This is a genomic window from Streptococcus raffinosi (assembly GCF_030284685.1).
Taxonomy (GTDB): domain Bacteria; phylum Bacillota; class Bacilli; order Lactobacillales; family Streptococcaceae; genus Streptococcus; species Streptococcus raffinosi.
The window spans coordinates 201,921-226,316 of the sequence record NZ_JASUZV010000001.1 but is presented as its reverse complement, the minus strand read 5'-3'; the positions used below and the strand labels follow the sequence as shown (position 1 = coordinate 226,316).

General features: G+C 38.3%; 17 protein-coding genes, 1 pseudogene and 1 riboswitch. Of the genes and pseudogenes, 11 read left to right on the top strand and 7 right to left on the bottom strand.

Annotated elements, in window-relative coordinates; translation table 11 throughout:
• The first annotated feature begins 137 nt into the window (after positions 1-137).
• Entirely contained in the window at positions 138-2,879 is a 2,742-nt protein-coding gene (locus QRD39_RS01110; protein WP_285955360.1) for a carbohydrate-binding domain-containing protein, read from the top strand.
• A gap of 71 nt (positions 2,880-2,950) precedes the next feature.
• Here the strand turns inward: QRD39_RS01110 and QRD39_RS01105 are convergent, their stop codons facing one another.
• From QRD39_RS01105 to QRD39_RS01095, 3 genes are all read right to left on the bottom strand, one after another.
• Positions 2,951-3,148: a CsbD family protein gene (locus QRD39_RS01105; protein ID WP_008534959.1), complete on the bottom strand. Its 198-nt coding sequence runs from the start codon at positions 3,146-3,148 to the stop codon at positions 2,951-2,953.
• A gap of 66 nt (positions 3,149-3,214) precedes the next feature.
• Positions 3,215-3,847, bottom strand: a complete 633-nt coding sequence (locus QRD39_RS01100) for a DUF421 domain-containing protein (protein ID WP_002887991.1) — start codon at positions 3,845-3,847, stop codon at positions 3,215-3,217.
• Complete coding sequence (locus QRD39_RS01095) at positions 3,844-4,296, bottom strand: DUF3290 family protein (protein WP_002887988.1); 453 nt, start codon at positions 4,294-4,296, stop codon at positions 3,844-3,846. Before QRD39_RS01095 ends, QRD39_RS01100 begins: the two co-directional genes overlap by 4 nt.
• A 373-nt stretch (positions 4,297-4,669) precedes the next feature.
• On the opposite strand from QRD39_RS01095, the gene manA reads away from it, so the two are divergent.
• The 7 genes from manA to msrB all read left to right on the top strand — a co-directional run bounded on the left by manA (position 4,670) and on the right by msrB (position 15,279).
• Positions 4,670-5,611, top strand: coding sequence for a mannose-6-phosphate isomerase, class I (gene manA, locus QRD39_RS01090; RefSeq protein WP_285955359.1), 942 nt, complete (start codon positions 4,670-4,672; stop codon positions 5,609-5,611).
• Between the two features lie 200 nt (positions 5,612-5,811).
• The gene (gene brnQ / locus QRD39_RS01085) at positions 5,812-7,140 is read left to right on the top strand and encodes a branched-chain amino acid transport system II carrier protein (protein WP_285955358.1); all 1,329 of its coding nucleotides are present in this window, start codon (positions 5,812-5,814) and stop codon (positions 7,138-7,140) included.
• 159 nt (positions 7,141-7,299) lie between these two features.
• Positions 7,300-9,774, top strand: a complete 2,475-nt coding sequence (locus QRD39_RS01080) for a dynamin family protein (protein ID WP_285955357.1) — start codon at positions 7,300-7,302, stop codon at positions 9,772-9,774.
• A 19-nt stretch (positions 9,775-9,793) separates the two neighbouring features.
• Positions 9,794-13,210, top strand: coding sequence for an ATP-binding protein (locus QRD39_RS01075; protein ID WP_179968932.1), 3,417 nt, complete (start codon positions 9,794-9,796; stop codon positions 13,208-13,210).
• Positions 13,210-13,803 carry an HNH endonuclease gene (locus tag QRD39_RS01070; RefSeq protein ID WP_070578806.1) on the top strand — a complete coding sequence of 198 codons (594 nt, stop codon included), beginning with the start codon at positions 13,210-13,212 and terminating at the stop codon, positions 13,801-13,803. Before QRD39_RS01075 ends, QRD39_RS01070 begins: the two co-directional genes overlap by 1 nt.
• Positions 13,800-14,177, top strand: coding sequence for a hypothetical protein (locus tag QRD39_RS01065; RefSeq protein ID WP_049528082.1), 378 nt, complete (start codon positions 13,800-13,802; stop codon positions 14,175-14,177). The genes QRD39_RS01070 and QRD39_RS01065 overlap by 4 nt, the downstream gene beginning before the upstream one ends.
• Positions 14,178-14,328: 151 nt before the next feature.
• A complete protein-coding gene (msrB, locus tag QRD39_RS01060; protein ID WP_285955356.1) occupies positions 14,329-15,279 on the top strand; it encodes a peptide-methionine (R)-S-oxide reductase MsrB in 951 nt (316 codons plus the stop codon).
• Between the two features lie 984 nt (positions 15,280-16,263).
• Here the strand turns inward: msrB and QRD39_RS01055 are convergent.
• Both QRD39_RS01055 and QRD39_RS01050 read right to left on the bottom strand, forming a co-directional pair.
• Entirely contained in the window at positions 16,264-17,613 is a 1,350-nt protein-coding gene (locus QRD39_RS01055) for an MATE family efflux transporter (protein ID WP_285955355.1), read from the bottom strand.
• Positions 17,614-17,676: 63 nt separating this feature from the next.
• A complete protein-coding gene (locus QRD39_RS01050) occupies positions 17,677-18,510 on the bottom strand; it encodes a helix-turn-helix domain-containing protein (protein WP_073685800.1) in 834 nt (277 codons plus the stop codon).
• Positions 18,511-18,601: 91 nt separating this feature from the next.
• On the opposite strand from QRD39_RS01050, the gene QRD39_RS01045 reads away from it, so the two are divergent.
• On the top strand, positions 18,602-20,203 hold the full coding sequence (locus QRD39_RS01045) for an ATP-binding cassette domain-containing protein (RefSeq protein ID WP_285955354.1): 1,602 nt from the start codon (positions 18,602-18,604) through the stop codon (positions 20,201-20,203).
• 122 nt (positions 20,204-20,325) lie between these two features.
• On the opposite strand, the pseudogene QRD39_RS01040 reads toward QRD39_RS01045, so the two are convergent.
• Positions 20,326-21,593, bottom strand: a pseudogene (locus tag QRD39_RS01040) (nucleobase:cation symporter-2 family protein).
• A complete protein-coding gene (locus QRD39_RS01035; RefSeq protein ID WP_002887960.1) occupies positions 21,593-22,174 on the bottom strand; it encodes a xanthine phosphoribosyltransferase in 582 nt (193 codons plus the stop codon). Before QRD39_RS01035 ends, QRD39_RS01040 begins: the two are co-directional and overlap by 1 nt.
• A 152-nt stretch (positions 22,175-22,326) precedes the next feature.
• Positions 22,327-22,422: riboswitch (purine riboswitch) on the bottom strand.
• A gap of 205 nt (positions 22,423-22,627) precedes the next feature.
• On the opposite strand from QRD39_RS01035, the gene QRD39_RS01030 reads away from it, so the two are divergent.
• Entirely contained in the window at positions 22,628-23,308 is a 681-nt protein-coding gene (locus QRD39_RS01030) for a response regulator transcription factor (RefSeq protein WP_285955353.1), read from the top strand.
• Complete coding sequence (locus QRD39_RS01025; RefSeq protein ID WP_285955352.1) at positions 23,298-24,275, top strand: sensor histidine kinase; 978 nt, start codon at positions 23,298-23,300, stop codon at positions 24,273-24,275. The genes QRD39_RS01030 and QRD39_RS01025 overlap by 11 nt, the downstream gene beginning before the upstream one ends.
• The last annotated feature ends 121 nt before the right edge of the window (positions 24,276-24,396 follow it).

Sequence of the window (24,396 nt, the reverse complement as noted above, 5' to 3'; positions counted from 1 at the left end):
GTGGTTTATCCTATAGTATGAAAGTTCCCAATATCTTGGGGATTTTTTTACATTAAGGAAAGGTTAACTTTTCTTTAAGTCTTATCTTAGGTTTCTTGTGTTTAATAGAGTCATCACAAAAGTAAGAGGAACAAAAAATGACATACAAACAAACTAAACAAACACAAGAACGTTATGCCATTAAGAAATCATCAAAATGGAAAACTGCTGGTTCAGTCCTGGTAGCGAGCTTAATCTTTGCTAGCTCAGTTGTCTTAAATGACAGCAAGGTTTCAGCAGACGAGACAAACACTGAATCAACACTCTCAACGGTTTCAACAGGTGAAACCACTGCTGATTTAATTGAAGAAAGTAATCAGACCGACAATACATCAGAAACTACTGAAACAAGCACAGAATCGGCTACAAGTACTTCAACTGCGGCTTCAACTTCAGACACTGATTCGTCGACAATAAGTACAATAAGTACAACAAGTACGACAGAGGACACGACTGTTACATCAACAAGCAGTGAAACATCTGATCATTCAAGCACTTCAGCAACTCCAGAAGCAAGTTCTTCTGAAACTGCTGAAAGCACAACTAGTGAAACCTCAGCATCTGAAACGAACAATGCAGACGAAAACACTAGCTCTAATACAAGCTCAAGCACCACTGAAGCCACTGCATCTGAAACAGCTTCAGTGTTAACCAACAGTTCCTCAGATTCAGCTACTGAAACGACGGCAACTGAGTCTGAAGATAGTGACTCAGAAAGCTCTACGACAACGATTACTTTCAATGGAACAACCGTGGTAACAAGTGATAGCGGTACTGTCACAATTGATGGAACGACAATTACCATCAATCAAGCAGGGTCATACACTTTGACCGGAAATGGTTCAAGCTATACCATTATTGTGGCAGGTAGCGTGACAGATCCAGTTACAATCTACTTGGATGGTGTGACTTTAACGGATTCGTTTATTACTTCCAATTCTTCAGCAGAATTGACTGTTAATGTTCTTTCAGACAGTTCTATTTCTTCGACGTCTGCTAATGCGATTGAAGCCGCTGGTGCCTTAACAATCACGAGTGGTACTGGAAGCACCCTTACCCTTTCAAGTACTGAAAAGCACGCCATCAAGGCTGATAGTGTGACTGTTGATTCAGTAACGCTTGATTTGACGTCAGAGGCTAAAGATGGTATCAATGCGACGACAGCTGTAACTATTAAAAATGCCACAGTTAATATCACAGCAACCGATGACGGTATTCAGGTCGAAGACGAAACAGATGTTAATAGTGGTGATTTGACAATTACCGATTCAACAGTAACCATTAATGCGACGGACAAAGGTATTACGGTTACGGATGAATTGACTGTCGAAGGCAATTCTAAAGTAACAGTTGTAGCAGGTGACGAAGGCCTTGAAGGGCGTTATATCAATTTGACAGGTGGAACCGTTGATATCACTGCTGGTGATGACGGTATTAACGCCACTGAGTGGACGACCAAGGATAGCACTGATACTTCAAGCCTAACCAATTCGACGTCTGACTTGGAAAATGAAGTGGGCATCAATATTGACGGTGCAACAGTAACTATCTTGGCAGATGGTGATGGTATCGACAGTAACGGCAATGTGACAGTGAAAAGTGGTTCTCTCTACGTCGCTCAGACGAGTGCAGATAATGCCGCTATCGACTACGATGGAACAGGTATTATTTCTGGCGGTACCGTTTGGGCTATTGGTAACCAAGGAATGGCTCAGGCCTTTACAACGGGTTCAAGCCAATCTTATATCATGGCCAATATCTCTGGTAGTGCAGGAGATACTATCACAGTTACTGATAGTTCTGGAAATGTTGTAGCGACCACAACAGCAACAACTTCATTTGGAAATGTGGTCCTTAGTACCGAGAGTCTAACTTCGGGTGAAACCTATACCATTACGACATCAAGTGGCGCTAGTGTGACTGCAACAGCTACTGAAGAAGGCACAAACAATGGTCCTGGTGCTGGTGGCATGGGCGGCTTCCCAGGTGGTGGTTTTGGTAATAGTTCAATGTCTGATAACTTCGGAGGCTATGGCGAACCAACTAGCTATGGTGGCAGCTCTACAAATACGGGTACCGTCAATACCCCATGGGGCCAATCTGCTTCGACAAATTCTGAAAATACGACAAGCACAAGCAGTACAAGTTCAACAAGTCAGACACCTAATACAGGTCGTCCAACCCCACCAAACTTTGCTAGTCAAACAAGTAACTCAACGTCTCCAAATGTGAGTACCACAACTTCTACGACTGCTAGTGCCACAATGTCTCCAACTGCGAATGCCTCAGCCTCTGCGACTGCTAGTACTTCAGTAGCAACTAATGCGAACCAAGCAGATGCAACTACTTCAGCAACGACAGCCAGAAGCACAAGCCCATCAGGTCAAGGCTCATCAACGACTAGAGCTTCAGACCCTGAAGTAACATCACTGATGTCAGAAGTAGCAGTTGCCAATCAGTCAGCAGAAGCACAGCCTGAACGGGCAAGTACCAATACATCAAGCATTGTCCAACAGCCAGACGAAGAGACAGCTGAGAAGTTGAATAAGATTTTCACTCAAAATCAAAGTTCCCAAGCGGAATCAAAAGGTCAGCTAAGAGAAGTTTCCAACCAAAAGGAAGCTACGAAATCAAGCGTTCAGACTGATTTTGCTCAAAAACAAAATAGTCAGACAAGCTCTAAGGCTAATCAGTCTGATAAAAGTGCTCAAAGCAAGCAAGCAAACAAATCAACCCTACCAGATACCGGTGATGTGAGTAGCTTGGGACTAGGCGCATTAGGAGCAGTGATGATGACAACCTCATTTTCCTTAAAAGGAAGCAAGCATTCTCGTAAGTAATTCTAGTTAAGAACATAAAGAAAAACAGAAGCCCTCTCCAAAAAAGGAAAAGAGCTTCTGTTTATTTATTATTATTTTTTAGAAAAAGCATTTTTAAGGCCTTCAACAGCACCTTCAACGCCTTCTTTAACATCTTCGATACCGTCTTTTGCTTTTGCTACAACTTTTTCGACAGCACCTTCGACTTCAGTCTTTTTGTCGCCAGTCAGTTTACCAGCACCCTCTTTAAGAGCACCTTTAGCTTGATTCAATTTATCTTCGATTCCCATAGTAGAACCTCCTTTTTATGATGAGACCATTGTAGACAATATTAAACGGTAATGCAAGTGATTTGTTTAATAAGTAACGACATTAATGTTTCCTTTATCGTATTCAGCAATAAAGATATCCGAAACGTTTTCATATCCCATTTTTTGAAGCTCTTCATTTAACCAATCCTCCGTTTTACCAATAGTATCAAGAATTTCTGTTTGAATGACCCCATCAGTAATGATTGGATATTTTGGATTTTCATCGCCAGAACGGACCACAATCAATTGGCCGTTCTGTTCAATAACTGCACGTTTAACCTCTTTAAGTTGAAAAATTCCTTGGGAACGTAATTTTAAAGCGACATCAGAGGCTGAAAGTCCTTTAGAGCGACAAGCTTCAGGATCTAGTTGACCATGTTTGATGATGACAGTTGGTTTACCGTCAATCAAATGTTTGATAAAGAGAATATTGGTAATTAGCCATTTTAGAAGTAAAATCAAAATCGTCCAAATAATCAAAATCACGATATATTGGAGGATTGAAACGGTACTACTATAAATTGTACCACCGAGGATTGCACCAAGAACAAAGTTCTGTACTTGGTCAGTAGCTGAGCTAGGTGCTAGGTTTCCTTTACCTGTTAAATTGATAACAAAGACGAGTGAAATAAGCCCCAAAGCTAGTTTAATTGCAACAGTAAGATAAAAAGATGTCATTTTGTAACCTCCACGAGTTCAACATCAGACTTGTAAAGTTTTATTTGTTCTAGCAAGTAGCTGTCAGGTTCTGAACCTGAGATGGCACGATAGTACTTGTTTCCAACTTTGAGGATAGCGCCATCTGTAGTAGTAGAAGTATTGACATAGACCTTGCTCTTATCAACATCGAGATTTTTAGACACAACCTCGATAAAGTGAAGAGATGCTCGAAATTGGTCATCGTTTGATTGATTGCTTTGGAAATTACTGATAGCAATTAGAACCACGGCAACTAAGGTTAAAATAGAAATAATAGAGAGTTCACGAAATTTAGTATCATGGCGTTCTTTCAAGGCCTTAAAAGCAAATACGCCGGTCACTAAAATAAGTCCTGCAGCAATGGCGACCATAACCCAGTTTTGCTGGCTAATCTGACTTAGCACATAGTCGTAGGAATAGAATTTCATTGAGAGATTTCCTTTCATAATATCACTAACATTATAGGTTAAAAAGTCTTTAAATTCAATCAGTCTATCCGAAAAATGAAGGAATGAGTAGGATTCTTAAAGGAAATTTGCTATTGAAATGACTTGCAGGCATTGAGTCAAAATCTTATGATTTCTTCAAGGCTTTGTTGATATTTTCACAAATTATGCTTATAATTGAGGTAATTACTCGTCAAAATCTGTTTGTGATTTGCTGACGATGATGCTTACTGGCTGTAAGTGATTTTTGGCACATCTGCTTTAAAGTGGAACCGTTCCATTTATCATGATATGGGTAATCATCTTTGTTAAAACAGAGATTTTGAGTCTATTCATTCTTATATAAGGAGTTTTTATGTCTGAACCATTATTTTTACAATCTGTTATGCAAGAAAAAATCTGGGGTGGTACGCATTTGCGTGATGTCTTTGGCTATGACATTCCAAGCAATCATGTAGGAGAGTACTGGGCTATCTCAGCTCATCCAAATGGCGTGTCTACTGTCAAAAATGGTCCTTATGCTGGGCAAACTTTGGATGTGCTTTATGCAGAGCATCGTGAGTTGTTTGGCAATCGAAAGGAACCTGTCTTCCCACTTTTGACTAAGATTTTGGATGCCAATGATTGGCTCAGTGTGCAGGTCCATCCAGATGATGCTTACGGACTTGAACATGAAGGTGAACTTGGTAAAACAGAATGTTGGTATATCATTGCTGCAGAACCAGGTTCTGAAATCATTTACGGTCATAACGCCAAATCAAAAGAAGAGCTGCGTCAGCAAATTGAAGCCAAAGATTGGGAAAACCTCTTGACCAAGGTTCCAGTTAAAGCAGGCGATTTCTTCTATGTGCCAAGTGGTACCATGCATGCGATAGGTGCAGGAATCATGGTTCTTGAAACCCAACAATCTAGTGATACGACCTACCGTGTGTATGATTTTGACCGTAAGGATGACCAAGGAAACTTGCGTGAGCTCCATCTGGAAAAATCGATCGATGTGCTTACTATTGGAGATCCTGCCAATAGTCGCCCAGTCACAACAAAAGTAGATGACCTCAAATCAACGCTTTTAGTCGCTAGTGATTTCTTTGCCGTATATAAGTGGGAAATCTCAGGTAAGGCTGATTTTGAAAAGACCGCTGATTATAGCTTGTTCAGTGTGCTTGATGGCCAAGGAAGCCTTCAGGTAGATGGACAGGATTACGACATTGCCAAAGGTAGCCACTTCATTCTACCAAGCGATGTGTCTTCCTGGACACTTAGTGGTGATTTGGAAATTATTGTCAGCCACCCTTAATAAGAATTAAGACAATCCTTGGGATTTGTCTTTTTTTTGCGCCTTTTCTGAATATTGTTAATCTTGAAAACCTTCTCGAATGAAGCTGTAAGCCTTGTAATTTCATTAGTCGCATGAGATACTGAATAATATTATAAAAAAATCAACAACTGAGATAGCTATTATCATCTATCTTATTTGTTTTAGATATGGAGTTCCCTATGTTAAAAAAAGGAGGCCTTACAGCCCTATTGCTGTTTGGTATGTTTTTTGGAGCGGGAAATCTAACCTTTCCCCCTCAGCTAGGCTTTGAATCTGGAGGTCATTTTTGGCCAGCTATTGCAGGCTTTGTCCTATCTGGTGTTGGCATTGCTATCCTAACGCTGGTTATTGGGACCCTAAATCCCAAGGGCTACATCCATGAGATTTCACAAAAAATCTCGCCTAAGTTTGCCTTAGTCTATTTGTCAGTCCTTTATCTGTCCATTGGTCCTTTCTTTGCCATTCCTAGAACAGCGGCAGCAGCCTTTTCAATTGGCTTCTCACCTTTGATTGGAAGTGGGCATACAAATCTATGGCTCTTGGCTTTCACTGTGATTTACTTCGCTCTAGCGCTTTGGATTGCAATGAATCCATCAAAAATCCTAGATAGTATTGGACGCATCTTAACACCAGTTTTTGCCATCATGATTGTCATTGTTATCGTGGCAGGAGCGCTTAAATACGGTGGACACAGTCCTCAGCTGGCTAGCCAAGCATACCAGGCTTCTGCTTTTGGTAAGGGATTCTTGGAAGGGTACAACACCTTGGATGCCTTGGCTTCTGTGGCCTTCAGTGTAGTGGCAGTGGTCACACTTAATCAATTGGGCTTTAAATCGAAAAAAGAGTATATTTCAACGATTTGGGTTGTTGGTTTCATAGTAACGCTTCTCTTTGGTGCTTTGTATCTGGGACTAGCCTTTTTGGGGAATCATTTCCCCCTCCAAGTGGCAGGACTACCAAAAGATGCCAATATTGGTGCTAGCGTCTTGTCACAAGCTACACAAGCCATCTTTGGATCAGCAGCTCAGATTTTCCTAGCTATCATGGTGACAGTGACTTGTTTCACAACCACTGCAGGACTTATCGTTGCGACTGGGGAATTCTTCCACAAGGCATTTCCGAAAGTATCCTACAAGACCTACGCCATTATCTTTACCTTGATTGGGTTTGCGATTGCCAACTTGGGACTTAACAATATCATTGCTTTCTCAGTGCCGGTGCTTTTGATTCTCTACCCAATCACAATTACGATTGTCATGATTGTAATTGCCAACAAGTTCGTGGCCTTGTCTAAACCTGGTATGCAAATTACAGTTGCAGTAGTCACTCTGACTGCCTTGCTCAGCGTTCTTGGTAGCCAGTTCAAGCTTGCAGGACTAAATGCCCTCATTAACTTCCTACCATTGTCAGGAGCATCCTTGCCATGGTTGATACCAGCCATCTTGTGTATCCTCTTGTCTCTCGTCTTACCAGATAAGATTAAGAGCGAAAGCTTCGAAATGGAATAAAAATAAAATCCTATCACATTGTGATGGGATTTTTTGTGTGGGGTGAAAAATGAGCTAAACATTAGATAAATAAAAATAGTTAGATTTTATAGAAAGCGCATACAGAAAACCGTTTGCTGTGATATAATACACTTGTATTATTAAATAATCGGAGTAATTATGAATAAAATTAAAGTTGTAAGTAATCCTTACGAGAAGACAGTAACTTTTTGTCGCTACGACTTATCTAGTGAAAGTTGGATAACAATAAATAGTGAAAATAACTCAAATAGTAAGTTGGTTTCAGCCGTTTTTCAACGTGGCTTTTTTCCTTTTAAGGTATATGATATTTTAAAAGAAATTGAAAATGAGTATTCTGTTCCAGATGAAAAACTTGAATTAATTTTTGAGGGGCCAAATGATGAAAAGCAACAGTTAGAAGAAGCATTAAAAGATGAGCGCTTTTCAAATATTATTTTATCATCATCTACAAGCTATTTAGAGAACGCACGCGATGTTCTGCCAGAAATTAATCGTATTTTTAAAAATCTTGAGCCACTGATTATAAAGAATATTGGGGAGAGCAACAAGGAGATTGAAACACAGTTAAAACGCTTTTCGGATGCCTCCGGAGATACAGTTCCTATCTGTGTGCTCGGAACTTATAGTGCAGGAAAGTCGACCTTTATTAATGCCTTGATTGGACAGGAATTACTACCAAGTGCTGAGACTCCAGTGACCGCAAAAATCTATAAGGTCACAGCTAGTCCTTATGAGGATCGTGCTAAAATCTCTTTTGTATTTAAAGATGAGAGAGTTGTTCTCAGTTTCTATGATGATCAAGTGTTTTATGATGGATTAAATGAGACTGATGCATTTGGTAAGGAAATAAATGAAATATTGAATGAATCCTTTGATTCTATCATATCAAAGCTACATGCAGTTTTAGAAGTAATCAATGATTTTGCTGACGAAGGCGTTGGAGATTTAATCGAAATACTTGTCCCATTTTCAAAAGGTATTTTAGGAGATGTAGGTTCAAAAATTACGATATTCGACACTCCAGGTTCTAATTCATCAACTAATAGTAAACATTCAGATGTCCTAGCTAATGCCATGGCTGGTATGTCAAATGGCTTGCCAGTCTTTGTTACTGACAGTAGTTCCTTAGACAGCACTGATAATAGTAATTTAAAAGAAAAGCTTATTTCAGTAGAAGGCTTAGATGAACGGTTCACAATGATTGTGGTTAATAAGGCCGAGGCAGCAGATTTGAGCTTGACAAATTTTAAACGTGATTCATTTAGAAATAAGATTATGAATCAAGCCGTTCCTAGAGAGTTGTATGCTCAAGGCATTTATTACGTTTCATCAATTTTAGGACTTGGAGCGAAGTTAAATGGGCATTTAGAGGGAGAATTCTACTCTGAGCAATTTGATACTTATAGAGAAAAATACTCAAATCCTGAAACAAAATATTATAAGAAGTTGTATGAGTTTGACATTCTTCCAAGACAAATGTCTAATACAGTTCGAGCAACTGCTGAAAAAAGTTCCGACCTTATTTATGCAAATAGTGGTTTATTAACCATTGAGGATTCTATAAAAACCTTTGTTGACCGCTATTCACACTATGACAAGTGTCAACAGGCAAAAGCTTTATTAGACAAACTATTATTGAGAACTAATGCAGTAATTACAGAGAAAAATGAAGATTTACGTAGTAGAGAGGCAGAATTAGAGGCTAATCTTGATGGCCAAAAATCTGTCATTGTTGAAAGATTGAAATCCACTTCATTATCCCAAAAAAATGACCTTTTGATCAAGTATCCAAAAGAAATGCAAATTTTTCAAGAGCAACTCATGAAACACATTGAAAAAGATGATGTTTTAGACCGTTATAATGAAATACACAAAGAGATACTCTCATTAAATCCAACTTTAAATTTAACTGAGCATCAACAAATAGATATTAGTAATCTAAAAATAGGAAATATCAGTAACGAGGTTAGTAACTATTTCGGTGTTACACGTGAGAACAAGACAAAGAAAATCAATTTAGAGAATCTAGCTTCTGCACAAACAGTTGACTATTTTAGAAATAAATTTGTAGAAGAACTTTATTTTTCAAGGATAGACTTTGAACGTATTTCTAGCAGTTTTTGGTCTAATCATGCTTCTGAGATAAAATCTCATTTTGAGCGTATTATTTCAGGTGATTTGGGACTTGAACCAGAAAAACGTCAAAAGCTTTCTCAATTGATTTTATCTTATGAAGAGATAGATTTTACTCAATTAAATCTTGAAAAGTTTAGTAAAGAAGAACTTAGTTATGTATTTAGATTGGGAGACTTTACTTTGAAATCAAGTAAAGTTAACGCATCTGGCCTTAAGAAGACCTATAATGATTTATTTAAATCAAAGATGACAGAATTTGCAGGAAGTATTTGTTCGGAACACGAGAAAGCTTTTAAAATTTGGCTAGTAAATCTTACAAGTATAATTGTTCAAAATATAATTGAATTTAGTCCAGAATTAAGTGCTTTGAATACGAAAATTCAGAGAACAAGAAATGAAGTTGCAAGCTTAGAGGAGCAGCAGCAACAAATTGAAAATTATACTAACCTGATTAAACAAATGATTACTTGGAAATAGCTTTTTGTAGGTGAATCGTATGGGAATAAAAAACATTATTAATAAGGCAGGAGCTAAGGCTGCAGACAAGGTTGCGAAACTTTCAGCTTTGAGCCCTGAGCAGCTCAAACAAGTTGAGGAGCAAAGAGAGAAGTATCTGGCAGATCAACCTAATATTAGCGATGAGGAATTAACGAACCGTTTATTAGCTTCATGTGGAGTAGAAATTTTCAATTCGTATTTGGAACAAATAAAAGAACTCTATGTTCCTATAGAAAATAAGGTAGAATTTGGTACAGACTTTCAGGAATCATATAATATCAGGTATTTCAATATCACAAAATGGGTCGTTGATAAAAAAGAAAATAGTTTAGAAAAACTGGTTAATGTTTATGAAGTACTTTCTAACGAGGACTGTAATATTGCTCTCGTCTTCAATCGAACTGAAACCAATACAGAAGTTTTTCTAGCTGTAGTAAATACCAAGAATGATTCTGATAATGTTAATGTCGAAAATTATCGTAAGCGATTGTTAGAAGCCATTAAAGGTAACTTTCCTGGATCTATAGTCCAGAATGAAAAGGGAATTGGTAGGATTCCTTGTCTAGCAAACTCTAAGCCCTATTCAGTGGCAACGGTGTCTAATTTACCAACTGCCAAATCTGAAAAATTTATCAGTCAAACCATCGAAAAATTGATTGATGGCATCATTCCGTCACAACCATCAGAAAACTATACCTTAATCCTGTTAGCAAGTCCCATCCAAGATATAGAAAATAGAAAGTTGCGTCTGTCTGAGCTATTTTCAGCTTTAGCTCCTTATGAAAAATGGCAAACCAACTATACTTTCACAGCTTCAGATGCAACGACTTCCATGGCTACTTTTGGAGTCAATGTTGGAGCCAGTGCTGGTATCCAACATGGTAAGAATCAATCAGTTAACCAATCTGCTGGGGATACGCAAACTAGTGGTCAATCTCAAACGGATTCGTCTGGTCAGACTGATGGTACCAATACTTCCCATACAGATGGGGAAAGTAAAGATTCGTCAGATAGTTTTGGTGGTAGTATTGGAGCTGATGGTAAAATGTTTAAGGCAACAGTAGATTATCATCACACTTGGAGTAAAGGAACTAGTAATTCAGACTCTATTGGTCAATCGACTGCAAAAACTGTTAGCCGTGCCCTTGCTAAAACTGCTAGTCGTGCCCTATCACAAACGGTTGGACAGACCTTGGGCTCTTCAAGTGGTGTTAACTTAGGGTCTAATATCGGTGCTAATTTTGCGCGTGCTTCAAATGTTACTGCGACAGTTGGTAAGAATGAGGGAATCACTCAGTCCTTTACCAATCATAATATTTCTCACGCCCTTAAGGTCCTTGAAGAACAGATGAAACGTTTTGAAAAAGGAACGGCTATGGGCATGTGGGAGTTCGCTGCCTATGTACTCAGTGAGGATCAAAATATTGCGAATAATGTTGCTCACACTTACTTAGCTTTGACCCAAGGAGAAGAGTCCTTTATGAGTCAGTCTTCGGTTAATTTATGGAGAGGGGATTTAGGTGAGAGCAGTGGTGACGCAGAGGAGATTGTAGCATACCTAAGAGAATTACGTCACCCTTTATTTGGATTGAACCCTAATTTGCTATTAGCTGATTCAACCTTTAGTGTCTACCCATCTATCGTGACATCAACAGTACCTCTTACTGGTCAAGAATTAGCCTTTTCATTGAACTTCCCAAGAAAATCTATTCCTGGACTACCGATATTAGAGTGTGCAGAATTCGGCCGAAATATTGCTAAATTTGATGAAGAAGATGTTACTGATAAGATGCTTCATTTAGGTGATATTTTCCATATGTATCATAAGGAAGATGTACCAGTAAATCTGAACCAAAACTCTTTAGCCTCTCATGTTTTTGTGACAGGTAGTACGGGATCTGGTAAAAGTAATACGATTTATCAACTCCTTAATGAAGGCAGAAAGAATGGCTTGAAATTCCTAGTTGTTGAACCTGCAAAAGGAGAATATAAGCATGTCTTTGGTAATCACGACGATGTTTCAGTTTATGGAACGAATCCTCAGTTAACACCATTGCTGAGGTTGAATCCGTTTAGTTTCCCTAAAGAAATTCATATTTTAGAGCATCTAGATAGACTAGTTGAAATTTTCAATGTATGTTGGCCGATGTATGCGGCTATGCCAGCTGTTTTAAAAAAAGCTGTTGAACAATCTTATCAAGATTGTGGATGGGATCTTCTTGAATCAAACAACCCTTATGGTAGACTCTATCCAAATTTCAATGATATAGCAGATAATATTAAGACAATTATTGATTCCAGTGAATATGATGATGAGAATAAAGGTGCTTATAAGGGAGCCTTACTAACTCGAATCGAATCTCTGACAAACGGTATTAATGGACTTATCTTTTCAAATGATGAACTCACAAATGAACATCTATTTGATACGAATGTCATTGTTGATCTCAGTAGAGTTGGTTCCACTGAGACTAAATCCTTGCTAATGGGTATTTTGGTATTGAAGTTGCAAGAGTATCGCATGACTAATGGGGATATGAATGCAGAATTAAAACACATCACTGTGCTTGAAGAAGCGCATAATCTCTTAAAACGCACATCAACAGAACAAATGTCTGAATCAGCTAATCTCCTAGGTAAGAGTGTGGAGATGTTGGCAAATGCCATTGCTGAAATGCGTACCTATGGGGAAGGATTTATTATTGCTGATCAAGCACCAGGTCTAATGGATTTGTCAGTTATCCGAAATACTAATACTAAGATTATCATGCGATTACCTGATTTTTCAGATCGTGAATTAGTAGGTAAGTCAGCTAATCTAAACGATGACCAAATCATAGAACTCGCCAAATTACCAAAGGGTGTTGCAGCAGTTTATCAAAATGAATGGATTCAGCCAGTTTTATGTAAGGTTGAAAAAGTTGAGCATGATTCTAATACATTTCAGAATACATTTGTAGGAAGTGCTACGTCTAAAAGTTTCAAAGCCAACAATGTCAAATCGGTTATTTTAGATTATCTTATAACAAATTGGATGACCAAAGGTAAGCATGTAGATTATTCTAGTGTAAGTGAATTGATATTAAATTCAAATATCAGTTCAAAGATTAAAAGGCTTCTTATGGAAGTCAATGATTCTAGCGGGGACGTTAATTTGAAGAGTTTGAGAGAACTTGTGTATGAATTGCTAGATGCCAATAGGGCAATCGAGAAATCAAAGGATGAAGACGATATTCATGATTGGGTTGACACTGTTGTACATAACTTCCAACTACCTATCGAATCTTACCCTAAAGAAACGATTAATATCATCTTGGCATTGGTAATTGAAGAACATCAGTTTCGAGATTCCTCTTACGAAAATCTATTTAAACGTTTTGTAGAAGTTCAAACAAAAGAAGGGGGCGTATACTAATGGAAGGAAAAAATCTTGAAGCTGAAAAAAATACTGCCGATAATTTTAAAAGTATTCTCCCAAAGGATAAATTGTCTGGACAAGACATTAAAAATTTTACAAAATCACTATTTAAAATAAATGACAATAATTTTGAAAAGCAATTTATTCCTAGCACAAATGGTAACTGGACTGGTGAGCCTGGAAATTCGAAATGGATTCCTGATCCAAACTATGTCCCGCAGAATACACAAACTAATCCAGAACAGAAAACGATTAAGGAAATATTTCAACCATATGGTATTGATGGAATTACCTTTAAAAATTTTGAACCAGATTTTACACCTATAGCTAAAGAAAGCTTTAAAATAAAAAACTTTTCAGAAAAAAGGAATAAAAATTTTAAACAAGGTGATTTACAATTAGCTATCAAAATGGGAGTCAGTCCCGAAGAGGCAAAAGCTTATAGAAAAGAACATAGGCTAACCTATCATGAAAGAAGTGACATGAAAACCTTAGATCTAGTACCTATAGATGCCCACGGTGCAATTCCACATAAAGGTGGAATTGCGAAATGTAAAGAATTAATTGAGAAGAAAGGTAATGAATCATGATAGAGTCAAAATTTGGTGAATTAGAATTTGATTTTGGGTATTACACCAAGCTTGAAGTAAATTTGTTTTCACAGTCTCAAATTGTGCCAGTTGATTTTTCTGCGTATTATGAAAATGATGGTATTACAGAACAGCAAGAGTCGGTATATTCTCAGTTTTTAGAGGAAAAAGATAAACAGTTAGAAAAGCTTCAAGCCCTGTTGATAGCTGAATTTGGTATTGAAAGTAAACAGAGATTTAGTTTAAGTGAATTGTACATCGAGAGAACTGGAGAACTAGCATTCCTATTTGATGATTCTGAAAATCCTGATGAAGGAATTGTTGTCCAGTTGTTACCTAAGGTATTGATTACCAGTCAATCTGTTTATTTGTAGATTTATCAAGGTAATAAAGTCATCTATTTGAATCCTATCACACTTGTGATGGGATTTTTTCTCCCTCAAGTCACTATAAGTGCGAAATCTTCTCAAAAGCGTTACACTTAAGGCGTGGAGATGAAAGTATCTATTGAAGGGAGTGTTAAAAATGTCAAATCTAAATAATCATACTATCTATCTTGCTGGTGGCTGTTTCTGGGGTGTTGAGGAGTATTTTTCTCGCGTACCTGGTGTGCTTGATGCGGTTTCGGGTTATGCCAATGGCCGTAGTGAGACAACTCGCTATGAGCTTATCGGTCAGACGGGCCACGCTGAAACCGTTCAGGTGACCTATGATGCTAGCAAGGTATCCTTGCGTGAGATTCTGCTACATTTCTTCCGTATCATCAATCCTCTGAGTAAAAACAAACAGGGCAATGATGTGGGTAGCCAGTACCGTACGGGTGTTTACTACACGGATGTAAATGATTTATCGACTATCGAGCAAGTTTTCCAAGAAATGACTGAGCAATACGGTCAGCCTTTGGCGGTTGAATTGTTTCCACTTCAGCACTTTATTCCTGCTGAAGATTATCATCAAGATTATCTCAAGAAAAATCCTAATGGTTACTGTCATATCAATGTCAATCAGGCAGCTAGTCCTGTTATTGATGCTAGTGCTTATCACAAGCCAAATCGGGAGGAACTTAAGGAAAGTTTGAGTCCAGAAGCCTACGCTGTGACTCAGGAGAATGGAACAGAACGTGCCTTTACGAGTCCCCTTTGGAATCAATTTGAGCCTGGCATTTATGTGGATGTGGTGACTGGTGAACCCCTCTTTTCATCCAAGGATAAGTTTGATTCTGCCTGTGGCTGGCCAAGCTTTTCCCGTCCGATTAGTCCTGAGGTAGCCAACTACAAGGAAGATCATTCTCATAATATGGAACGTATCGAGGTCCGTAGTCGTGTGGGTGACTCCCATCTAGGGCATGTCTTTCCAGATGGGCCAAGTGACAAGGGTGGTTTGCGCTATTGTATCAATGGTGCCGCAACACGATTTGTGCCTAAAGTAGATATGGAAAAAGAAGGCTATGCTTACTTGCTGGATCAATTGGACTGATGAGTGTTGGGAGCGTAACCTAAACTGATATACAGAACGAAAACATTGAATTTGAAAAAGTTCTAGTTTGGCTTGCTCTTGGGGCTCTATCTGACAATTAAATCATCATGTCTAAGTGCTTTTGAACAATTTATTTAGAAGGTTGGTTTCTTTTGAGCCAGCCTTTTTAATAATGAGCGCTTAAATGCTGGAAAATCCATGTGCCACAAGAACTAACATGTCATGTGATATGACCGTTCAGGACAAAAAAGTGACATTTCATTACATTTTTTTACAATTTTATACAAATTGTTTTACACATCAAACCAAAAAAGTAGTACACTATAGTAGTGAGAAATCTAACAAGTGTAAAGAATTCATTTTCCCTATAATTACTAGTTTTGGTGTCTGTAAACATTATTGTACTTTGTGTAATAATAGTCTTCCCCAACCTCCCAATTATGATATTATATGTCTAAACTTACTCAAACAAAACTAGCGACAAAATCCCCGAGATTTCCCTTAGGGAAATATGACAGCACTTGTTAGGTTTTTATGATAATATTCAGATAGTCCTTTGGGCTATTTTATTGTGCTAAATCTTCTATGATGGAGAAATTGTTATGGAATGCGTTGATAAAATAATCATATTAGTAACGATTTGTGGCTTATGGTTTTGGTCTTTTCTCTTACTCCCTAAAACAGGAGAGAAGGTCGTTTATTTTTATCATTTCTTAGCACTATGTGGTTTAGTCATGATCTATAGTGCCCTAGTTGATCCGGCTGGACTTTGTGACTCTTTTTTTCATATCAAACAACTTTGTTTTCATTAATAAGTTCATCTGGGTAATGCTGTAGGAAAATCTGAATCTAAAGAATCACTCATAAAAGAAGCTTTCTGTGTATTGATAACAGTTTATTCGTTTTCAATATGCAGGAAGCTTTTTCTTTATTATCAAGATGTCAGCAGAGAAAAAACAGTCTGACGAGACTGCTTCAAGTATATCAAGGTTGATTTTCGTAACGTTTGACGATTTTATTTAGGCGCCATTGGTAACAAATACCACTGACGATAAGACTGGTAATCAGGCCAATCCAGTAGCTGTAAGGCCCAAGTTCAGTAACTTTTTCAAGCAGGAAGCCAACAGGGAAAGTCATGCCCCAGTAAGCCAAGACACCGAGATAGAAAGGAACCTTGGTATCCTTATAGCCACGCAGAATGCCTTGAAGGGGGGCCGCAAAGACATCCGCCACTTGAAAGAAGAGGCTATAGGTCATGAAAACGGCTGTCATTCTCAAAAACTCAGGTTCATGTCCATAGAGTTCAGCTAAATCATAGCGCAAGAAATAGAGGAATATCAAGGTAAAGATAGAAAATCCTAAGGCTGTCAGGCGACCTAGCTTGCTGTAACTCTTGACCGCATCCATGCGTCTAGCCCCAAATTCGTAGGAAATGATGATAGCCATAGCACTGGAAATGCTGAGAGGAAAGGCATACATGAGGTTTGAGAAGTTCATGGCTGCCTGGTGACTGGCAATGACTAAAGATGGATACTTGGCCATAATCAGACCAACACCTGAGAAGATGGCGACCTCTGCAAAAACCGTTCCACCAATAGGGAGACCTAGTTTAAGGGCGTCAATTAGGGCTGCTTTATCAAGAGGTTGAATCTTTTCGATGTGGTAGGGTTTAACCTTCTGATGTTTTTTGATAACCGTGATGGAAATAAGGAGAAGGGCCCAGTAAGCTAATGAAGTTCCCAGACCTGCTCCGGCTCCTCCCAACTCTGGTAGACCAGCAATGCCATAGATAAGGAGAAAATTGAAGAAACCATTGAGAGGTAGAAGCAAAAGCATGAGGTACATGGAAAGGCGCGTGAGGCCAAGGGCATCAAGGAAGGAGCGAACCACGCTAAAGAGTAGAAGGGGAATAATCCCAAGACTCAAAAAGCGTAAATAACCAAGGGCAACCTTTCTGACCAAAGGCTCCAAACCTAAATGATTCAAAACCAAGGGTGCCCCTAGAAAAACGAGGGCAAAGAGGATAAGTGATAGGCCCAAAGCCATATAAAGAAATTGATAGAAATCAGGTGCCACTCGGTCCTTGCGACCTGCCCCTAGATGGTGTCCGATAATAGGAACTAGGGCAGAGACGATACCTGTTAAGAAGGTGAAAAAAGGACTCCATAAACTCGTTGCCATGGCTACCCCCGCCAAGTGTAGGGCATCGTATTGACCAGTCATGGTAGTGTCCACAAAGGCTGCCGAGAAGTTGGCAAACTGATAAATCAGTATGGGCACAAAAATCTTGAAGAAAACAAGGAATCGCTCACGGAGAGAATATGTTTCGTGCATTCTGTTTTCCTTTCTAAATTTTTCAAATTATATAATCATTGTACAACTGTTATCCAATAAAGTCTATAATTGACGGAAAGTTCGGTCCCATTCTCTCAAATTATCGTCATCTCCCATAAAAGCCAAGTAGTGGAGAATTTCTTTATGTATAGTCTTTCCCATATTCTTATCGATAAATTTATAAAGGTATGCGGCTTTTAGTTCTTTAAGATAGAGTTTTTGTAACATGAAATAGTCTGGTAATTGAATAGTTTTTAGTTCGTTTATATAGTAGTCACTATCTTCTTGATTTCCGTAAAGAATGATTTGGAAAATACAACGACTGATAACTTCTAAAGTGATTCGATCTAAATTATTTCTAGGATTTTTATTGAGTATTGATAGGAATTCCTTAATGTAGATTTTTAGCGCATCTTCTGTGAAGATATCCTTTACCATATTCAGTAAATTAATATCGAGAAGTGTCCAAATATCAATAGAAAAGAAGTAGTTTTGAAGTTCTGTAGCAATATCTTGGTTAACTGACCGGTTTTGAAGTTTTGAAACCTGACAGTCAATACAAAGACTAATCAGATAATCACTATAATTGGTTTCTCCTAAAATGCGAAACTTTTCTGCGACTTGCTCCAGTGCTTCAAAGTCTAGATGATTTGAGGCTTGATTGAATTGATTAGCAAGTTTTATGTAGGTTTCGTCCACAAGATATTCTTGTTCGAAAAATTCATTATATTCGACTTTTAGATGTTTTAAAAGTTTGAAAAGAGTATCATTTGAGAGTGATGTTTTGTTATTTTCAAAGTCTGAAAGACTCGCTACAGATCCAGCTACTTGAGCGAGTCTCTGAATAGTGTATTTTCTCTGTTTTCGAATCTGTTTAAATTTTTGACCTTGTTCCATATAAAATTACCTTATCGGATTTCCGAAATTTCAATAGTTGATACTATTAATAAACTAAAATAATAGTATCAAATTGAAGGAGGTAAAAGCAATGATTATTGAAAAAAATAAATCGGTTGCTGTGTCACTGCTTAAATTTATTAAGCTACTTCCTAAGAAGGAAATGGTACTTTATATCATTTTTGCGCTTCTTTATTCGTGTCAAGGCATTGTAATACCTGTAATTATCCAGATGGCAGGTCATATAGATAGTAGTGATAGTTGGGATTTAATAGTTTTTACATTTTCGAGCATCTCTCTTTGGGTGGTTGTGTACGCTTTTATGTATATAGAGAATATTCTGCTTCGTTCTATTATTAGAGCGTTTAATGTAAGCCTATCAGAAAATATTTTAAAGAATCATGCTGTCTTTCCTAAAAACATCTCCGATTCTGAGCTTTGCTCACTCTTGACACAAGATCTTGGAATTGTAGACCAGGAGTTCCTCCAATCTTTTCTAATCTCGCCAGTGTGGGGCGCCTCTGTCCTAGTATCTGTAACTTATCTGCTCAAACAAAATATTATTGTAGGTAGTCTTTTTACTGTAGGTGCCTTTCTGATGATTTTGCCTCAGTTTATATTTAAGAGAAAGTTAAAAGAGTCAGGAGAATTACTAAGTAGCTCAAAAGAGAAAAATTTAAGAGCTATTACAGACTTTGGTAAAGGGATTGAAACGATTATTTGCAACCAAGCAGAAAAAGAGAATGTAAAGCAAACTCTCATAACCCTTAGTGAGATGGAGACGACACAATTTAAGTATTATACACTTCATAATTTAGTTATGTTTTGGACAGGACCTCTGAAAGCTGTCGGCTTGATTGGACCATTTGTGATTGGTCTTGTTATGAAACAAAATTCAATTACTACACTTATTGCTATGATGTCTGCTTCAACATATCTTATTAACCCCTTACAACAGATTCTGGAGGCTATTGCAAGTATTCAAGCAAGTCAAGTGATAAAAGATAAATTATTGACATTTGGAAGTGAGTCAGAAATTCCTTCAAAAGGGCTTCACATACATACTTTAGAAGAAATTCAGTTAAAAAACGTCACTAAATCTTATGATAATCAAGAGATTTTTCGAGATGTTACGGTTACTTTTTCATTGTCTCAGCATAATCTTATAGTTGGTGATAGTGGTATTGGAAAAACAACACTTTTTAGGTTAATATCAGGGCAAGATAAGGCATATAGTGGGAAAATCATTTTTAAAAGCATTGATGGAAGGGAGCTGACTCCAAATTTGGATAATGTTGCAATTATTCATCAAAATCCCTATGTCTTTCATACAAGTGTGCGACATAATCTAACTCTTTATCAAGATTATTCTGACTCATTGCTCATTTCAACACTAAAAAAAGTTGGACTATGGGAGGCTTGTTGTCATCAATTAGACTATGAATTAACTGGAGATAACTTTTCAGGTGGTCAAATCATAAAACTTGAGATTGCACGTGCTATTTTGAGAGGAAAGCAAGTTTTACTTGCGGATGAGATGATGGCGTCTTTAGATGAAGCAAGTTCGAGAGAAATTAGAAATGTCTTGAAACAGTTGCCTAATAGTATTATAGAAATTGCCCATCATTACAATCTGGAAGATTACGATGCGATCTATAGAATTGAAAATAAGTCAATCGTAAGAATTAAATAGCAAGAGCTACTTTCAGTAAAAGTTAGACAGATTAGTTGCTTAGTCTTTTCTTTCGATTTACAAACTTGAAGATTTTAATTTCAAAGAAAACACCTAAGTCAAGCGACTCAGGTGTTCTTGTGTTATTTTTCTTTTTTGTTATGATTCAAAATGGCATTGAGGACGATGGCAAGCAAGCTTGCGACCACGATACCGTTTGAGAAGAACATTTGGAAAGCTGTTGGTAGGCTGTTGAAGAGGTTGCTGTTGTTAAGACCAACCCCTGCAGCGATTGATACCGCAGCAATCAAGAAGTTGTGTTCGTTGTTGGCGAAATCAACACGCGCCAAGATTTGCATCCCTTGGATAGAAACAAAACCGAACATGACTAGCATAGCGCCACCAAGTACTGGGCTTGGGATGATTTGAGCCAAGGCACCAAACTTAGGAAGGAGTCCGAGAAGAACAAGGAGCCAGCGGCGTAGTAGATTGGCAAGCGTTTCTTAATGCCTGACAACTTCACAAGGCCAACGTTTTGAGAGAAACCTGTGTATGGGAAGGTATTGAAGAGTCCACCAAGGAGAACAGCCATACCTTCAGCTCGGTAACCGTTACGGAGGCGAGTGCTATCGATTGGGTCTTTGGTAATGTCAGAAAGCGCCAAGTAAACTCCTGTTGATTCAACCATTGACACAGTAGCGATGATACACATCATAATGATTGATGATAACTCAAATTTAGGCATTCCGAAGTAGAATGGTGTTGGCACGTGAACAACAGGTGCCGCAGCTACCGGTGAGAAGTCAACTAAGCCCATGCTTGCTGCGATAGCAGTACCGACAATCAAACCAATCAAGATTGAGATGGATTTGATAAATCCTTTGGTAAAAATATTAACTACGAGGATGATAAGAACCGTGATAGCTGCAAGGAAGAGGCTTTGACCAGTTGGTTTGTCAACGTTATTTCCCATATTTCCGATAGCAACAGGAATAAGGGTCAAACCAATGGTTGTGATGACTGATCCCGTAACGATAGAAGGGAAGAGATTGGCCACTTTTGAAAAGATGCCAGAAACGAGGATAACATAAATCCCTGACACGATAAGGGCACCAAACATAGCACCGCTACCATGACTCTTACCAATCATAATGAGAGGTGCTACTGACTGGAAGGCAACCCCGAGCACAACTGGAAGACCGATACCGAAGTATTTATTGAGTTGAAGTTGGAGGAAGGTTGCCACACCACACATGAAGATATCAGTTGAAATCAAGTAGGTTAACTGATGGGCTGAATATCCCAAAGCTCCAGCAATCATGATTGGAACCAGGATTGATCCTGAGTACATAGCGAGTAGGTGTTGCAGTCCTAAGATTGCCGCCTGCGAGTGTTTCTCTTTATTTTGCATTAGATATCTGCCTCCTTAAATACGACTTGACCATTTTCGAAACGATCCAAACGAGCAAGTGAAACCACTGGGTAGCCGGCTTCTTCCAAAAGAGCACGACCATCTTGGAAAGATTTCTCGATAACGATTCCGACAGCTTCGACGTGAGAGCCAGCCTCTTCAATGATTTGAATCAAGCCTTTGGCAGCTTGACCGTTGGCTAGGAAATCATCAACGATGAGGACCTTGTCTTCAGGGGAGAGAAACTTGCTTGCAATAGAGACAGTACTTGTCACCTGTTTAGTGAAGGAGTAGACTTCAGCAGTGAGGATTCCTTCGGTCATAGTGATATTTTTAGCCTTCTTAGCAAAAATCATAGGGACATCCAAGGCTTCGGCAGCATAGAGGGCTGGTGCAATACCAGATGCCTCAATCGTCACCACCTTAGTGATGCCAGCATCCTTGAACTTTTCAGCAAAGACCTTTCCAATCTCACGCATGAGGTCAAAGTCCACTTGGTGAGTAAGGAAAGAGTCAACTTTGAGGATATTTTCCCCAAGGACATTCCCATCTTTGAGAATGCGGTCTTCCAGTAATTTCATATTACCTCCTATAAAGTGAATAACAATGATGTGTTTCTGGTGCTTTTAGAACTTTGTTTGAGAAGCGAAAAAACATCAAAGACCATCGATGAATAGAAAAAAGCTTGCCAAGCAAGCCTTAAAAGCCAGAAAGAGATAAGAAAATCTTTTTCTGAGTTTTGGGACTTACTCATTGTTAGGTGTTACGGCACCTTGTAGAAACATCACGCCAATTCGTGATATAAATAAGTAAAGTTCTCAATTATCGATGAGGGTGTAGTAGGTTAATCATAAACCAACATCAACTCTATTATAATACTATATTTTCTTTGAAGACTCAAAGGATTTTTCCTATGAAAACGTACCCTTTAAAAAGTTGGAAAATTCAATCTAACATTTTTGTAAGATTTGCTGAGAAAGGGGGATTCTTATGTCATTTTTGTTATAATAGTGGGAAATGAAAGAGGTAGAGTTATGCATAAGATTTTATTAGTGGAGGACGACGAGGTTATCCGTCAACAAGTCAAAAAAATGCTAGAACAGTGGGGTTACGAAGTTGTTCTTGTTGAAGATTTCATGGAAGTATTACCTATTTTCGTAAAAGAAGAACCCCACTTGGTTCTTATGGATATTGGTTTACCTCTATTTAACGGTTATCACTGGTGTCAGGAAATTCGGAAAGTCTCCAAGGTACCTATTATGTTCTTATCCTCTAGAGATCAAGCTATGGATATCGTTATGGCAATCAATATGGGTGGGGACGACTTTGTGACCAAACCCTTTGACCAAAATGTTCTCTTGGCTAAGATTCAAGGGCTTTTACGTCGTTCCTATGAGTTTGGTAAGGACCAGAGTCTCTTGGAATATAGGGGTGTGATACTGAACCTTAAGGCCATGGATTTGGTTTATCAGGGAGAAGTCGTTTCTTTGACTAAGAATGAATTTCAGATTTTACAAGTTCTTTTTGAGCGTGCTGGTAATATCGTTAGTCGTGAAGACCTCATGAAGGAGCTTTGGAACAGTGACTTCTTTATTGATGATAATACCCTGTCTGTCAATGTAGCACGTTTGCGTAAGAAGTTAGAAGCAGTAGGTTTGAAGGATTTTATCGAAACCAAGAAAGGTGTCGGCTACGGGTTGCGTCATGATGGGTAAAGGACATTTTATCAAATACCATGTGAGGTCACGTCTGCCTTTCTATCTTGTGTTTATCTTTAACGGACTCATCTTGGTTTTGTTTGCCTTTTTATTTGAAGAGGTGGCAGATATTCTTTATTATGCCTTGACAATTTTGACATTTGTGAGCGTCATCATGGTTATTTGGGACCTGAGTAGATCCTTTAAAACGTCAAAAGCAGCTTATCTTTATGAAGAAATTACTCCCTTAAGCCCCTTGGAGTTTTATCTAGCTCAGGCTTTGGAAAATGCTAGGGAGAGTCAGATGGTTCAGACTGAGGAGGAGCGCAAGCGCTATACAGATTTGATGGACTACTATACGCTCTGGGTTCACCAAATCAAGACACCAATAGCAGCCAGTCAATTATTACTTCAGGATGTTAGGGACAGTAAAACCAAGGCTCTCTTGGAGCAAGAGGTCTTCAAGATTGATGCCTACACCAATTTGGTCTTGCAGTATTTACGTTTGGAAAATTTTCATGATGATTTGCAGTTGAGACAGGTCGCATTAGAACCCTTGGTTAAAGAAGTTGTTAAAAAGCATAGTCTATTCTTTATTCAAAAAGGGTTAACGATTAATCTACATGACTTGGATGTTAGGGTTATATCAGATGAAAAATGGCTCTTAGTCATCATTGAGCAGGTCTTGTCAAATTGTTTGAAGTACACAAAGAGTGGTGGTGTTGATATTTACTTCAAAGATAATAGGCTTTATCTTAAAGATACAGGGATTGGTATTAAAAATAGTGATATTTTACGTGTCTTTGAGCGTGGTTTTTCAGGTTACAATGGCCGCATGACTCAGCAGTTGTCTGGGTTAGGTCTCTATCTTTCTAAGAAGATTGCTGATCAGCTTGGACATGAGATTAGTATTAGCTCTCAAGTGGGACAAGGAACCATCGTTTCCATTCATTTTCAAAAGCAGAAGTTGGCTATTGATTACTAACTTACAAAAGTGTAAGAAATAAGACCAGAAATGAAAGCAAGGGTTATGGTTGTAGCCCTGCTTTTTCTATAAAATGGTATCAGAAGTTAAGTAAGAGGTTCCTAAAATCTCTTCCAAATCT